This is a genomic window from Rhizobium sp. BK313, assembly GCF_014193655.1.
Classification (GTDB): domain Bacteria; phylum Pseudomonadota; class Alphaproteobacteria; order Rhizobiales; family Rhizobiaceae; genus Rhizobium.
Genome location: NZ_JACHZQ010000001.1, coordinates 1327771 through 1341326, shown reverse-complemented (window position 1 = coordinate 1341326; position 13556 = coordinate 1327771). Strand labels below are relative to the sequence as shown.

At 59.3% G+C, this 13556-nt stretch carries 11 protein-coding genes; 6 read left to right on the top strand and 5 right to left on the bottom strand.

Annotated elements, in window-relative coordinates:
• Positions 1-21: 21 nt before the first annotated feature.
• The 3 genes from sufC to FHT86_RS06300 form a co-directional block, all read right to left on the bottom strand.
• Positions 22-777 carry a Fe-S cluster assembly ATPase SufC gene (gene sufC, locus FHT86_RS06310; protein WP_133706017.1) on the bottom strand — a complete coding sequence of 252 codons (756 nt, stop codon included), beginning with the start codon at positions 775-777 and terminating at the stop codon, positions 22-24.
• 71 nt (positions 778-848) lie between these two features.
• Positions 849-2318 (bottom strand): Fe-S cluster assembly protein SufB, encoded by a 1470-nt coding sequence (sufB, locus tag FHT86_RS06305; RefSeq protein WP_133706016.1) that lies wholly within the window; start codon positions 2316-2318, stop codon positions 849-851.
• Between the two features lie 146 nt (positions 2319-2464).
• Entirely contained in the window at positions 2465-3631 is a 1167-nt protein-coding gene (locus FHT86_RS06300; protein WP_133706015.1) for a cysteine desulfurase family protein, read from the bottom strand.
• Positions 3632-3864: 233 nt separating this feature from the next.
• On the opposite strand from FHT86_RS06300, the gene FHT86_RS06295 reads away from it, so the two are divergent.
• Positions 3865-4542, top strand: a complete 678-nt coding sequence (locus FHT86_RS06295; protein ID WP_133706014.1) for an alpha/beta hydrolase — start codon at positions 3865-3867, stop codon at positions 4540-4542.
• A gap of 14 nt (positions 4543-4556) precedes the next feature.
• Here FHT86_RS06295 and FHT86_RS06290 read toward each other — a convergent pair whose 3' ends face one another.
• A complete protein-coding gene (locus FHT86_RS06290; protein ID WP_133706013.1) occupies positions 4557-5075 on the bottom strand; it encodes a GNAT family N-acetyltransferase in 519 nt (172 codons plus the stop codon).
• Positions 5076-5230: 155 nt separating this feature from the next.
• Between FHT86_RS06290 and tyrS the strand changes: the two genes are divergently transcribed.
• Together tyrS and FHT86_RS37870 are read left to right on the top strand one after the other, a co-directional pair.
• Entirely contained in the window at positions 5231-6487 is a 1257-nt protein-coding gene (tyrS, locus tag FHT86_RS06285) for a tyrosine--tRNA ligase (RefSeq protein ID WP_133706012.1), read from the top strand.
• A gap of 215 nt (positions 6488-6702) precedes the next feature.
• Positions 6703-7029 carry a hypothetical protein gene (locus FHT86_RS37870; protein WP_133706011.1) on the top strand — a complete coding sequence of 109 codons (327 nt, stop codon included), beginning with the start codon at positions 6703-6705 and terminating at the stop codon, positions 7027-7029.
• Between the two features lie 6 nt (positions 7030-7035).
• On the opposite strand, the gene FHT86_RS06280 is transcribed toward FHT86_RS37870, so the two are convergent.
• Positions 7036-10452, bottom strand: coding sequence for an AsmA-like C-terminal domain-containing protein (locus FHT86_RS06280; protein ID WP_133706010.1), 3417 nt, complete (start codon positions 10450-10452; stop codon positions 7036-7038).
• A gap of 132 nt (positions 10453-10584) precedes the next feature.
• On the opposite strand from FHT86_RS06280, the gene FHT86_RS06275 reads away from it, so the two are divergent.
• From FHT86_RS06275 to FHT86_RS06265, 3 genes are all read left to right on the top strand, one after another.
• A complete protein-coding gene (locus tag FHT86_RS06275; protein WP_133706009.1) occupies positions 10585-11067 on the top strand; it encodes a peroxiredoxin in 483 nt (160 codons plus the stop codon).
• Positions 11067-11909, top strand: a complete 843-nt coding sequence (locus tag FHT86_RS06270) for a ferritin-like domain-containing protein (RefSeq protein ID WP_409527570.1) — start codon at positions 11067-11069, stop codon at positions 11907-11909. The genes FHT86_RS06275 and FHT86_RS06270 overlap by 1 nt, the downstream gene beginning before the upstream one ends.
• Before the next feature lie 117 nt (positions 11910-12026).
• Positions 12027-13373, top strand: a complete 1347-nt coding sequence (locus tag FHT86_RS06265) for a peptidoglycan DD-metalloendopeptidase family protein (protein ID WP_133706008.1) — start codon at positions 12027-12029, stop codon at positions 13371-13373.
• The last annotated feature ends 183 nt before the right edge of the window (positions 13374-13556 follow it).

Sequence of the window (13556 nt, the reverse complement as noted above, 5' to 3'; positions counted from 1 at the left end):
GACGTATCCTTTCCGCCCCGATCAGGCCGCAGCCCCGATGATATCGGCATAGCCGTTGGCCTCGAGCTCATGCGCCAGCGTCTTGTCGCCGGACTTGATCACTTGGCCCTTGTAGAGGACGTGGACCGTGTCCGGAATGATGTAGTCGAGCAGGCGCTGGTAGTGGGTGATGACGACCACGGCGCGGTCGGGCGAGCGCAGCGCGTTGACGCCATCGGCGACGATCTTCAGCGCATCGATGTCGAGGCCGGAGTCCGTCTCGTCAAGAATGCAAAGCTTGGGCTCCAACAGCGCCATCTGCAGGATTTCCGCTCGCTTCTTTTCCCCGCCGGAGAAGCCGACGTTCAACGGGCGTTTCAGCATCTCGGTGTCGATATGCAGCTTGCCGGCAGCGTCCTTGACGCGGCGCATAAAGTCCGGCGTCGTCAGTTCGGCCTCGCCGCGCGCCTTGCGCTGCTCGTTCATCGCTACCTTCAGGAATTGCATGGTGGCAACGCCGGGGATCTCGACCGGGTACTGGAAGGCGAGGAAGATACCTTTGGAGGCGCGCTCGGCGGCGTCGAGCTCCAGAATGCTCTCGCCGTTGTAGAGGATATCGCCTTCGGTCACTTCGTAATCGTCGCGGCCGGAAAGGACATAAGAGAGTGTCGACTTGCCGGAGCCGTTCGGACCCATGATGGCAGCGACTTCACCGGCCTTTACCGTGAGGTCCAAGCCGCGGATGATTTCGGTGCCGTCTTCGGCGATGCGGGCGTGCAGGTTCTTTATTTCAAGCATGTTATGATCCTATCGAAGGAATGAAGGTGCGGCGCGTCCGGCGCGCCAGAATATGTCTTTCGATGGCAGCGTTAGCCGACGCTGCCTTCCAGGGAGATGCTGATCAGCTTCTGCGCCTCGATGGCGAATTCCATCGGCAGGTGCTGCAGCACTTCCTTGACGAAGCCATTGACGATCAGGGCAATCGCCGCTTCTTGCGGAATGCCGCGCTGCAGGCAGTAGAACAGTTGGTCCTCGGAGATCTTCGACGTGGTGGCTTCGTGCTCGAACTGCGCCGTCGAGTTCTTCGCCTCGATGTAGGGCACCGTATGGGCGCCGCATTTGTCGCCGATCAGCAGCGAGTCGCACTGGGTGAAGTTGCGTGCATTCGATGCCTTGCGGTGGGCCGAAACCTGGCCGCGATAGGTGTTCTGCGACACGCCGGCGGCGATGCCCTTCGAGATGATGCGGCTCGACGTATTCTTGCCGAGGTGGATCATCTTGGTGCCGCTATCGACCTGCTGATGACCGTTGGACACGGCGATCGAATAGAACTCACCGTGGCTGTCGTCGCCACGCAGGATGCAGGACGGATATTTCCAGGTGATCGCCGAACCGGTTTCGACCTGCGTCCAGGAAATCTTCGAACGATCGCCGCGGCAATCGCCACGCTTGGTGACAAAGTTGTAGATGCCGCCCTTGCCGTTCTTGTCGCCCGGATACCAATTCTGAACGGTCGAATACTTGATCTCGGCATCGTCCAGGGCAACCAGCTCCACTACGGCCGCATGCAGTTGGTTTTCGTCGCGCTGCGGCGCCGTGCAGCCTTCGAGATAGGAGACATAGGCTCCCTCTTCGGCAATGATTAGCGTGCGTTCGAACTGACCGGTGTTCTTCTCGTTGATGCGGAAGTAAGTAGACAGTTCCATCGGGCACCGCACGCCCTTCGGCACGAAAACGAACGAGCCGTCGGTAAAGACAGCCGAATTCAGCGTCGCATAGAAATTGTCGGTCGTTGGAACGACGGAGCCGAGATACTTACGCACGAGTTCAGGATGCTCGCGGATCGCTTCCGAGATCGACATGAAGATCACGCCGGCCTTCTTCAGCTCTTCCTTGAAGGTGGTGACCACCGAGACCGAATCGAACACCGCATCGACTGCGATCTTTGGCCGCTCGACGCCGGCGAGGATTTCCTGTTCGCGCAGCGGAATACCCAGTTTCTCATAGGTCTTCAGCAATTCCGGATCGACATCTTCCAGCGACGTCGGGCCGGGAGTGTTTTTCGGCGCGGCGTAGTAATAGATGTCGTTGAAGTCGATCTTCGGATAGTCGACGCGAGCCCATGTGGGCTCTTCCAGCGTCAGCCAGCGTCGGTAAGCCTCCAGACGCCATTCCAGCATCCATTCGGGCTCCCGCTTCTTGGCGGAGATGAAGCGGATGATATCCTCGGACAGACCCTTCGGAGCCTTGTCCATTTCGATCGTGGTTTCGAAACCATACTTATACTGGTCCACATCGATCAGACGAACCTGATCGATCGTTTCTTGGACGGCAGCCATGTCGTTCTCCAATCTCGCCGAATCCAAGGTTCGGCAGCTTGTCAACGTTTCAGCAGACTTTCGTCTACCCTCTATGTAGTCGGCCAAAAGGGACTTTTCAGCCCGCTTGGCAAGCGGAAATTTCTCTTTCCGCAAAATTGTGACCGTTAGGCCGCAGCACCTGCCGATTTGCGCCGTCCAGCGATTCTGGCGAACGCAGCAATCGCACGTTCGACATCTTCTTCGGTCGTCGTAAATCCAAGCGAAATACGCAACGCCCCGAGCTTTGGATCACAGCCCATTGCCACCAGCACGTGACTTTCCCCCACCTTGCCGGAGGAGCAGGCGGAGCCTGCCGAAATCGCGACCCCTTCGAGATCGAAGGCGATCTGTCCAGTTTCGGACTTGAGCCCCGGAAGGGTGAAGAAACTGGTGTTCGGCACGCGTGGGCTGCCTTTGCCATGAATGATGACATCGGGCGCGGCAAGCCGCATGCCCTCCTCCAGCCGGTCGCGAAGTTTTTCAACGGTTGCATTGCGGCTATCGAACTCGATGATGGTAGCGGCAGCTGCCGCGCCAAAACCGATGACAGCCAGCGCGTTCTCAGTGCCGGAGCGATGCCCCTTTTCCTGCCCGCCCCCATGGATTAGCGGCTTCGGCATCAACACTTCGCCGCGGGAGACTAGCGCGCCGGCCCCTTTCGGCCCGCCGATCTTGTGCGACGAGACGATGAGGAAATCCGCGCCGATCGCTTTAATGTCGAGCGGAACCCGGCCCGCCGCCTGTACGGCGTCGACGACGAACACTCCGCCGAACGCCTGCACGATCTTTGCGGCTTCGTGCACGGGCTGAAGAATGCCGGTTTCGTTGTTGGCGAGCATGATTGCCACCATCGGCAGCCCGCTCGCTTTGTCATACGCCGAAAGCATCGTTTCCAGCGCAACAAGATCGACAACGCCATTCGACGTCACCGGAATTTCGCTGATCTCTTCCTTCCGAAAACGACCGCCTTCCCGCAGGGCGGGATGCTCGATCGCCGATATAAAGAGATGGCCGATCGCAAGCGGCGTGCGGCCCATTCGGAATTCCGGCGTCAGTACCATGTTGGCGGCTTCCGTCGCGCCGCTGGTGAATATGACGTGGGCCGGTTCGGCGCCGGTCAGACTTGCGACCTGCCGGCGTGCACCCTCGATCGCCGCCCGAGTGGCGCGACCTTCGCCGTGGACGGAATTGGGGTTTCCATAGAGGTCCAAGGCGTGCAACATAGCGTCACGCGCCGCCGAATGAAGCGGTGCGGTGGCATTCCAGTCGAGATAAAGGCGCGTTGCCGCCATAATCTTCTTCCTGCCTGACGAAGCCTTGTTGTGCTCGGCTCATTTTCCTTGAAATTTCAGCCGGGCATGCCTTATGACACGTTCCACAAACCGTTGAACAAACAACGCGTGGAAGATCGTGCCAAGTTTCGAATTGTTCTAAACTGCGTTCTAGAAAAGATGAGCGCATTAGTCAAGTCAACTTGCTGCGTCCCGCATGTTTTGAACGCAGAAAAAGAAGAGCCGGAGTATCGATGCCCGAAGTTATTTTCAACGGCCCCGCAGGCCGCCTTGAAGGCCGCTATCAGCCCTCCAAGGAAAAGAGCGCCCCGATCGCGATCATCCTGCATCCGCATCCGCAATTTGGCGGCACGATGAACAATCAGGTCGTCTATCAGCTCTTCTATATGTTCCAGAAGCGCGGGTTCACGACCCTTCGCTTCAATTTCCGCGGTATCGGCCGCAGCCAGGGCGAATTCGACCATGGCGCCGGTGAGCTTTCCGATGCTGCCTCGGCGCTCGACTGGGTGCAGAGCCTGCATCCGGATTCCAAGAGCTGCTGGGTTGCCGGCTATTCCTTCGGCGCCTGGATCGGCATGCAGCTTCTGATGCGCCGCCCGGAAATCGAAGGCTTCATGTCGATCGCGCCGCAGCCGAACATCTATGATTTCTCGTTCCTGGCGCCCTGCCCGTCCTCCGGCCTGATCATCAACGGTGATTCCGACAAGGTCGCCCCCGAGAAGGACGTCAACGGCCTTGTAGAAAAGTTGAAGACGCAAAAGGGCATCCTCATCACCCACAGGATCGTCCCCGGCGCCAACCACTTCTTCAACGGCCAGGTCGAGACGCTGCTCGGCGAATGCGAGGACTATCTCGACCGCCGCCTGAACGGCGAACTGGTGCCGGAGCCGGCCGCCAAGCGGATCAGGTGAGAGGCCGGAGCCTCTTACCGCGACATTTGAAAAGTCAATCCTGAAACGCCTTCTATCATGATCGGTGCGCGATATTGCATGCCGATCTTGCGGAGAACCCGCTGCGATGCGGCGTTTTCCGGGTGGGTGAAAGCGATGAACCGGTCCGCGATACCGCGTTTGAAGAACCATTCCGCAAGCGCACTTGCAATCTCGGTCGCATAGCCATTGCCCCAAGCCTCTTGACGGATGGAATAGCCGAGCTCGAATTCCCCCCGTCCCTGCTCCTCTTGAAACCGAGAGAATCCAGCGCGGCCGATGAAGCGGCCGTCGTCGCGTCTGAGCATCTTGTATTTGGTCACGCCGTCGCGCGCCTGCTCACTGAACCAGGTTTTCAAGCGATCCTCGGCCTTTTCGAGGGTCCAAGGGGCGGCACCCGAAAGATAGCGCGTCGTCTCGATCGTGGAATGTAATTGCCGAATGAGTTCGGCGTCGCCCTTGCCCCACATCGTCAAAATAAGACGTGGGGTCTCCAATATGATCGTCTCGCTCATCGGCCTGATTGCCTTCTCATTCTTGCCCAAACTTCACGCGTGCCATTCAACCAAATGGTGACGAGCCGTCAAATCAGTGCTAAACGCGCCGCGACTGTTCAACAATAGCGATTTTGCCGCATGGCACACCTGCGGCGTCCCGAGAGACCAAGATCATGGCTGAGTTCAAATCCGATTTCCTGCGCACCCTGCAAGAGCGCGGTTTCATCCACCAGATTTCCGATGAAGCCGGCCTTGATGATCTCTTTGCCAAGGAAACCGTGACCGCATATATCGGCTTCGACCCGACGGCGCCGAGCCTGCATGCCGGCTCGCTGATCCAGATCATGATGCTGCACTGGTTGCAGGCGACCGGCCACCGCGCCGTCTCGCTGATGGGCGGCGGCACCGGCATGGTCGGCGACCCCTCCTTCAAGGAGGAATCGCGCCAGTTGATGACGGTCGATACGATCGAAAGCAATATCGCCTCGATCAAGCGCGTCTTTTCGAATTACCTGACCTATGGTGAAGGCCCGAAGGACGCGTTGATGATCAACAACGCCGAGTGGCTGCGCTCGCTGAACTACCTCGAATTCCTGCGTGACGTCGGCCGGCACTTCTCGGTAAACCGCATGCTGTCCTTCGACAGCGTCAAGACGCGCCTGGACCGCGAGCAGTCGCTGTCCTTCCTCGAATTCAACTACATGATCCTGCAGGCCTACGATTTCGTTGAGCTGGCCAAGCGCTACGACTGCCGTCTGCAGATGGGCGGTTCGGACCAATGGGGCAATATCGTCAACGGCATCGATCTCGGCCACCGCCTGGCTACGCCGCAGCTCTTCGCCTTGACCTCGCCGTTGCTGACCACCTCTTCCGGCGCCAAGATGGGCAAGTCGGCCTCCGGTGCAGTCTGGCTGAACGCCGACCTGCTCTCGGCCTATGACTTCTGGCAGTACTGGCGCAACACCGAGGATGCGGACGTCTCGCGTTTTCTGAAGCTCTACACCACGCTGCCGATGGATGAGATCGCCCGCCTTTCCGCGCTTGGTGGTTCGGAGATCAACGAGGTCAAGAAGATCCTGGCGACGGAAGTCACTGCCATCCTCCACGGTCGCGAGGCCGCTGAGCTTGCCGCAGAGACGGCGCGCAAGACGTTCGAGGAAGGCGGCCTTTCCGAAAACCTGCCGTCCGTCGACGTTCCCGCTTCCGAACTCGACGCCGGTATCGGCCTGCTGTCGCTGATCGTCCGCGCCGGTCTAGCCGGCTCGAACGGCGAGGCCCGCCGCCATGTGCAGGGCGGCGCCGTGCGCATCAACGATCAGGCGATCAGCGACGAGCGCAAGATGATCGGCAGCGGCGAAGTCACCGCCGACGGCGTCATCAAGCTGTCGCTGGGCAAGAAAAAGCATATCCTGATCCGCCCTGCGGCTTGAGAGACTGCCCAACATTGAGACGCAAAGCCGGCGCATTTCGCCGGATTTGTCGCATTTTTGGCAATCTCAACCATCTCAGCGCCGCTGAGGCCGAGGTAACCGTTTAACGAGCCACATCGACGGCAACACGACACTGCAAAAAAATCATGCCCGATCGTGTCGGATTGCGGCATTCTTGTTCGTCTTCCGTGGAGATCAATTCTGGAGGTCGAGCTATGGACGAACTGCCGGTGATCAAGACAAGGCGTAAAGGCAAAAGTCTTACGCAGCGGATGTTAATTCCCAGCGAGAAAATGGTTGCTGGAGCGCTCCAGGCGGCCCCTGCAGGCGAGTTGTCGGATATTGCGGAGTTGAGACGATCGCTCGCTAGGAAATACGGGGCAGATGCCTGCTGCCCCGTGACCGTACAGCAGCACCTAGTGCAAATCAGTCAAGACGGCACGGCTCCGTTTTGGCGCGTCGTAGACCCTGATCGACCTTTCGCCCGACGCATGACAGGTGGGCCTGAACGCATACGCGAGCGGTTGGCGAACGAAAGATGATCCAACTCAAAATTCGAAAATCTGGCGGAACACACCCGGTGCAATGAGGGATAGCGGGTTGATCTGCAGGTTCGGCTTGTCGAAGCTACCGGTGAGCCTGAACGTGATGCCGATCAGGCCGCGGTCGCTGCCGTTGCCGAGGATGAAGCCGACGATCGGCACTTCGGCGAACAGCCGGTTGAGCCCGTAGGCGGGCATGAAGGTGCCGGTCAGGTCCATGTTGCCGTTTGCGTCCTTCACCGTACCCTGGAAGGTTGCGCCCACTTGCACGCCGCGGACCACGCCGTTTTCGACCGCAAGCGTCCCTTTGCGCAGCACCAGTCGCGCAAAGCCGCGCTCGAAACTCTGCGATCGTGTGTCGATATTTTGTTTAACCGCCGAATTCAGGCTCTGACCATTCCTGCCGCTCGGTGTCGAGACGATGGTCGATAGCTTCTTTTCGTCGATGATGGCAAAGTTGCGGATATCGAGCGATCCGTCCCATGCGTCCGGCCCCGTAGAGCGCAGCGACAAATTGAGCAGGCCGCCTTTCAGATGCTTGTAGAGGTCGGCAAAACGCGCCACAGCGCCGGCATCGCCGCTTGTAATGCGAATAGTGCCGCTTTCTCCGCCCTTGCTCATCTGGCTGACGACAGCCTCGCCGCTGCGCGTAGTGCCGGAGAAATCCGCGGCTATGGTCCGGCCGCCCACCACGGAATAAACACCCTTGAGATTGCCGATCGATTCATCGTTGAAGCCGATGACCTTGTCGAGATTGGCGTGGATCGTTGCGCCGGACGAATCGTCCTTGTCGCCGCCATTGCCGCTCGACGACGTCTTCAGCCGCGCCAGGACCGGCCGGAGATCGGCTGAATTGCCAGCAACGGAAATATCGTAGCCGCCGTTTCTGCCGTGCTTGATCGACAGCGCGAAATCATCGAGCGCTGAGAGCTTGACGCTATCGAAGCTTGCCGACGACAGACCGCCCTTGCTGATGACGAGATCGCCGCTGACACCGAAGCCATCGCCTTTGAGGATGAAATTTTTCAGCGTCGTCTGGTTGTCCGGCCCGGAGGCCTCGAACTGGGCGCTGGCAGGAATGCCACTGCCCTTCGACCAGCCGACCCATGGCACTGTCAGGGCCGCCTTTCCGAGGTCGACCTTGACGCCCTGGCGATCGTCGTCGAGGCGCGTGAGTTCTATCTTGACCGGGCCGTCGACAATATCGTTGAGGCCCGGCAGGACGGCATTGCGCTGAGCGTCGGTGAGCGTGGCGGTGATCACGCGGCTGCGCTTGGCCGGCGATTTATCGTCCGTCGGTTCCACCATATCGATCTGCGCGGGAATGCCGTCGATCAATGCCTGGGCAGTCAGATGCACGGCTTGAGGGTCGGCGTCGATCTCGCCGGTAAGATTGGAAATCTTGCGATTGTTCATCGGTTTCAGCAGGTCGACATTGTCGAGCTGCAAGTTCGCCTTCCAGACCGGCGGTGGCGGCTTCTGGTCGCTAATCAGGCCAATTGTTGCCTCGACCTTGGCGACGATCTTGCCGTTGAAATCTTCCGGCTTGAATTCGGTTCGCTGCAACACTTCCAGGGGCTTATAGGTCAAGAGCTCGCCGATGGAGTCGCCGCTGCCTGATATTTCCAACTTTAGCTCCGCCATCAACGGCTTGTCGTAGGAGGAAGGGATCGAGAAAACGCTGTTGTTAAGCGTCACCGAGCGGCCCGTCGGGAAATAGGAAGTGCCGTTCGCGATGTCGACGCTCATCGTCGGGCCGGTCAGATCGAAATGCGCCTTCGTATCCCGAATCGGCGGAATCTCGCCCGGCACGTCGAGACGGGCTCCATCGATATCGAAGGCGATGTGCAGCTCGTTCTTTCCGAGTTGCAGCTTGCCCGTCTGCGCCGCCAGCGCCAGCCGGCCGGAGGGGATGAAGACTGAAATGGCAGCATTGGTAACGGTACCGCCAAAGAGATTGTTTTCCACCCAGGCCCGGGGCTTCGAAGCCATCCAGAACGGCCAGAGCTGTTTGATCGCGGTCGTGTCGAGCTTGTCGGCGCGGCCGCCGAAGCTGATCTCCGGCGAACTGTCGCCAAGTTTCATATGCAAGGAGCCGAACAGCGCGCCGAGCGGCGTCGATATGCCGAGATTCTCGAGCTGCAGTTCCTTGGTTGCCGCCAGAAAGCGCCCCTTAGCCTGCCCGTCGAAGCTGACCGGCTGTTCGCCTGAAATGGAGGATGCCGCCGTGCCGCCGCGAATCAGAAAGTCGATGCCGAAACCCTTGCCGGCATTGGCGTCGATGTGGTCCAGGTCGATCAATGCGCCCGAGAATGGTACAACGGTACCGACGAATTGGGCCTTTGACGGTGCGATCTCAAGCGTTTGGTGATCGAAATTATAGGCAAGGTTTACGTTGGCCAGTGTCAGCTCTTGCTGGTCGCGGTCCATATAGAGCGTGCCGGGCTGGACATCGATGGAGGCGCTGAGCTTCGGATCGATGCCTTCTTCGCCGCGAACGGCGGTCACCGTCATGCCGGCGAAACTCATGATCCCCTGGCGCGGCGTGCCGTTTTGATCATAGGCCATCGTCAATGGCTTCAAGTCGAGATTGGCGAGCTTGGCGGTCAGTGATGAGCTGCGGCCGGCCTCCTGCTGATCGGCGACCACATCCAGTGTCGCAACGGAGCCGTTGACCGCCACCTGTCCATAAAGATGCAGCGATGTCGGGCCGCTGCGCTCGAAAGTGAGACTGTCGACCACGAGCGAAATCGGCTCGCCCTCCTGGCGTGCCAGTTTGACGGCAAAACCGGAGATGCGCACCGAGTTCGTGCCGCCGCGCTCGACGAAATGCTCCAGGAAATCAAGATTGTCGAAGGCTGAATTCAGTGCCTGCGGCAGCGCATCGACGCGCAGCGCCGTCAGGTCGACGGGATCGCCCTGCGGCAACAGCGATGTATCGAGCGCGATTCCCTCCGCCGCCACGCTCGCCACTTCGACACGGCCTTCGACAAGAGCCAAGGGATCGAGCACCATGCTGACCGCCGACATTGTTGACAGGTGCTTGCCGCTTTCCTGATCCACCACATTGACATTGCGGGCTTCGAGCTCAAGCCGCAGGCTGGGTGTGAAGCGGACCACGGTCGAACCGACTTCTGCCTTGTAGCGCGGGCCGATCGCCCGATCGAGTGCTAGCTGTGCCTTCTGTGACAAGGGTTGGTCGAAAACGCCGCCCTCGATCGTGGCAATGACTGCGCCGACAATCAGGACGAGAAAAGCGATGAAGACGAGGGTCATGCGGCAGACATGCCAAACATGCGAGCGCTTGCGGCGGGCAGGCTCGGGGACATGCACGATCAGAGAATCGTCGACCTGAGCGGAAGGCAAGTGGTCGAGCGAGACGAGATCCTTCTTGCGGAATGTAACCTTTTCGCCTCGGATCACTCCCGTGCGTCCCTTTCGTTTTTTGCAATTTTGTTGGTGACGCTGCGTCCGATGTGGACGGCATACCCCTGCAGTATATATGTGGCTCACTATTAGTGTCATCCAAAATCCCGGCAAAAGAAAGGTTTTCCCGTGACCGCAATCCCTGTGGTTGAATTGGGCATCGGCGACGAAGCCCCATATTTCGATCTTCCGTGCGACGGTGGCGGTCGTGTGTGCCTTGCCGATTTTGCCGGCAAGCCATTGGTGCTGTTCTTTTATCCGAAGGATGATACCACCGCCTGCACCGCCGAATCGGTTTCCTTCACCGCGCTTGCAGCGGACTTCGAAAAGGCGGGCGCGGCTGTCCTCGGGATGTCTCCTGATTCGGTAAGGAGCCACGACAAATTCGTGAAGAAACATGCCCTGTCCGTTCCCCTCGCCTCCGATGAAGAGAAGACCGCGGCTCAAGCTTATCGCGTCTGGCGGGAAAAGAGCATGTATGGCAGGACCTTCATGGGCGTCGTGCGCTCGACCTTCCTGATCGGCGCCGATGGCAGGATCGTGAGGATCTGGGACAAGGTCAAAGTGGCCGGCCATGCGCAAGAGGTCCTAGCTGCCGTCAAGGAGCTTTGATGCCCGTGACTATGCCGGTGGAAATCGAGACCATCACCTCGCTTCGCGGCGGCGCGATCGCCGCCATCCGCTCATTCGATCTCGACCGCAAGACGGCACTTGCCCAGAAATCGGCGACGCGCTGGTTCGCGCGCACCCTATCGCTGCGCTCGCCGCTCGACCCGGCACTGGCCGATCGCCCTGGCCGACCGGAAAAGCCGGAGCTGGTGCCGCCGAAGCATATGGAGAAGCGTTCCCTGCACACGGTCAAGGGACGCATCGCGCTGCTGCATGCCATTGCTCATATCGAACTCAACGCAGTTGATCTGGCGCTCGATATCGTCGCGCGCTTCGCCACCGAGCCGGTGCCCAATTCCTTTTTCGACGGCTGGATGCAGGTCGCTTTCGAGGAGGCCAAGCATTTCCGCATGGTGCGGACGCGTCTGCGCGATCTTGGCGCCGACTACGGTGATCTTCCCGCCCATGACGGCCTCTGGCAGGCCGCGCACGCAACCCGCAACGATCTCACCGCTCGCCTCGCTGTCGTGCCGCTGATTCTCGAAGCCCGTGGTCTCGACGTGACGCCGGCGTTGCAAGCGAAAATGCGCGAGACGGGCGATATGGAGAGCGCTGCCGTCCTTGACGTCATTTACAATGATGAAAAGGGGCATGTCGCCGTTGGCGCCAAATGGTTCCGCTTTCTCTGTGCTCGCGAGCGACGCGATCCCGCGCGTACGTTCCAGGAACTGGTGCGTGCCAATTTTCGTGGTTCGCTGAAAGCCCCCTTCAATGATATCGCCCGCGCCGAAGCCGGTCTGACGCCCTCCTTCTATCGGTCGCTTACGTCCACAAGCAATGCATAACATACTAAACTATAAGAGTTTTTTGGTTTTTTAGGGGTAAGGCGGAAAGCAATCGTTAACCATAATTCCGTGTAGTTCCTCAGTAGATGCCAAGAGGTATCGATTGGGAGATTCTCGGTGACAGCCAAGCCTCAGAACCGGGTTTTCGGCAAACAGAAACGGCAGCACACCATTATCGTGGCGAGCGGTGATACCGTGCGTCACATGACTGTGCGCCCGTGGATGGCGGCGCTTGCCGTCTGCCTCGTCGGCATCTTTTCGATCGGCTACCTCCTTGCCACCTCCTATCTCGTGCTGCGCGACGACTTGATCGGCGCCACCATGGCTCGGCAGGCGCGCATGCAATATGATTACGAGGACCGCATAGCCGCGTTGCGCGCTCAGGTCGACCGCGTCACGTCGCGTCAGCTTCTCGACCAGCAGGTGGTCGAAGAAAAGGTCGACAAGCTGATGGAGCAACAGCAAGCTTTGTCCTCACGCCACGGCAAGCTCGATGCACTGCTTGACCGCGCCGAGAATTCCGGCCTGATGAACAAGGATGCTACTGGTGCAAATGCGGCGGCCGCCAAGGGCGATCACGCGGAACTGACGGGAGGGCTTAAGTCGATCGAGAAGCTTCTGTCGAGCGGCAGGCCTGCCGACGCTACACCTGACAACTCCACCCTCGCCTACGTTCCAGCCCCTGAAACCGTCGCCGATCATGCCGACCGGGTGTTCTCCAGGGTGACGTTGTCGCTGAAACACATCGAACAGGATCAACTGACCCGTGTGCGGCATCTGACCACTGGCGCTTCCGAGACCGCCGACGAGATCCAGTCGATCATGCAGAATGTGGGCGTCAAGGTTCCGACTGTGCTGGCGAGCGCTGCAAGCAAGGACGACGATCCGGTGAATGACGATGGAGGCGTTGGCGGTCCTTATGTCCCACCGGAGAATGTCGATCAATTCGATCAGTCGATGGCCGATCTCGACACGGCGTTGACGCGCCTGGAGACAGTACGCGGTGCAGCCGAAAGCTTGCCCTTCCGCAACCCCGCGCCGGGCAAGCTGATCACCAGCCCCTTCGGCAATCGCAAGGATCCCTTCTTCGGCAAGCTGGCGCTGCACACCGGCACCGATTTCCATTTCAGTCCGGGAGAGAAGGTGAAGGCCACGGCGCCTGGCAAGGTCGTCTCCGCGGGCTGGGCAGGAGGTTATGGCAACATGGTCGAGATAGACCATGGCGATGGCATCTCCACGCGTTACGGCCATATGGAGGAAGTGCTGGTCAAAGCCGGCGATACGGTCAAGACCGGCGACGCCATCGGCCTTGCCGGCAGCACGGGACGTTCGACCGGGACACATCTTCATTATGAAGTGCGCGAGAACGGTCATCCGATAGACCCGATGTATTTCATCAACGCGGGCACGAAGCTCGCAAGTTATATCAACGGGCTAGGTACAATTTCACCGCGAGAATTGTGACAAACGAGCAACAAAGGTGGCGCTAATCTAAAAATTGCGTTATCTATTGCTCTGAAGCTTTCTCAAGCGCCCGCTTTCCTTGACTTCGCGGGTATTTGGTTCTATGTCGCGCTGCATTGCGGCATGCTAGAGCGTGTCGACTCATGAGTGTTCGACCGAACCGGAACGGAAATAGTTTTCCCT

Excerpts from the sequence above, each read along its gene's own strand:
- sufC (WP_133706017.1), bottom strand. The coding sequence starts at position 777 with ATGCTTGAAATAAAGAACCTGCACGCCCGCATCGCCGAAGACGGCACC.
- sufB (WP_133706016.1), bottom strand. The coding sequence starts at position 2,318 with ATGGCTGCCGTCCAAGAAACGATCGATCAGGTTCGTCTGATCGATGTG.
- FHT86_RS06300 (WP_133706015.1), bottom strand. The coding sequence starts at position 3,631 with ATGGCGGCAACGCGCCTTTATCTCGACTGGAATGCCACCGCACCGCTT.
- FHT86_RS06295 (WP_133706014.1), top strand. The coding sequence starts at position 3,865 with ATGCCCGAAGTTATTTTCAACGGCCCCGCAGGCCGCCTTGAAGGCCGC.
- FHT86_RS06290 (WP_133706013.1), bottom strand. The coding sequence starts at position 5,075 with ATGAGCGAGACGATCATATTGGAGACCCCACGTCTTATTTTGACGATG.
- tyrS (WP_133706012.1), top strand. The coding sequence starts at position 5,231 with ATGGCTGAGTTCAAATCCGATTTCCTGCGCACCCTGCAAGAGCGCGGT.
- FHT86_RS37870 (WP_133706011.1), top strand. The coding sequence starts at position 6,703 with ATGGACGAACTGCCGGTGATCAAGACAAGGCGTAAAGGCAAAAGTCTT.
- FHT86_RS06270 (WP_409527570.1), top strand. The coding sequence starts at position 11,067 with ATGCCCGTGACTATGCCGGTGGAAATCGAGACCATCACCTCGCTTCGC.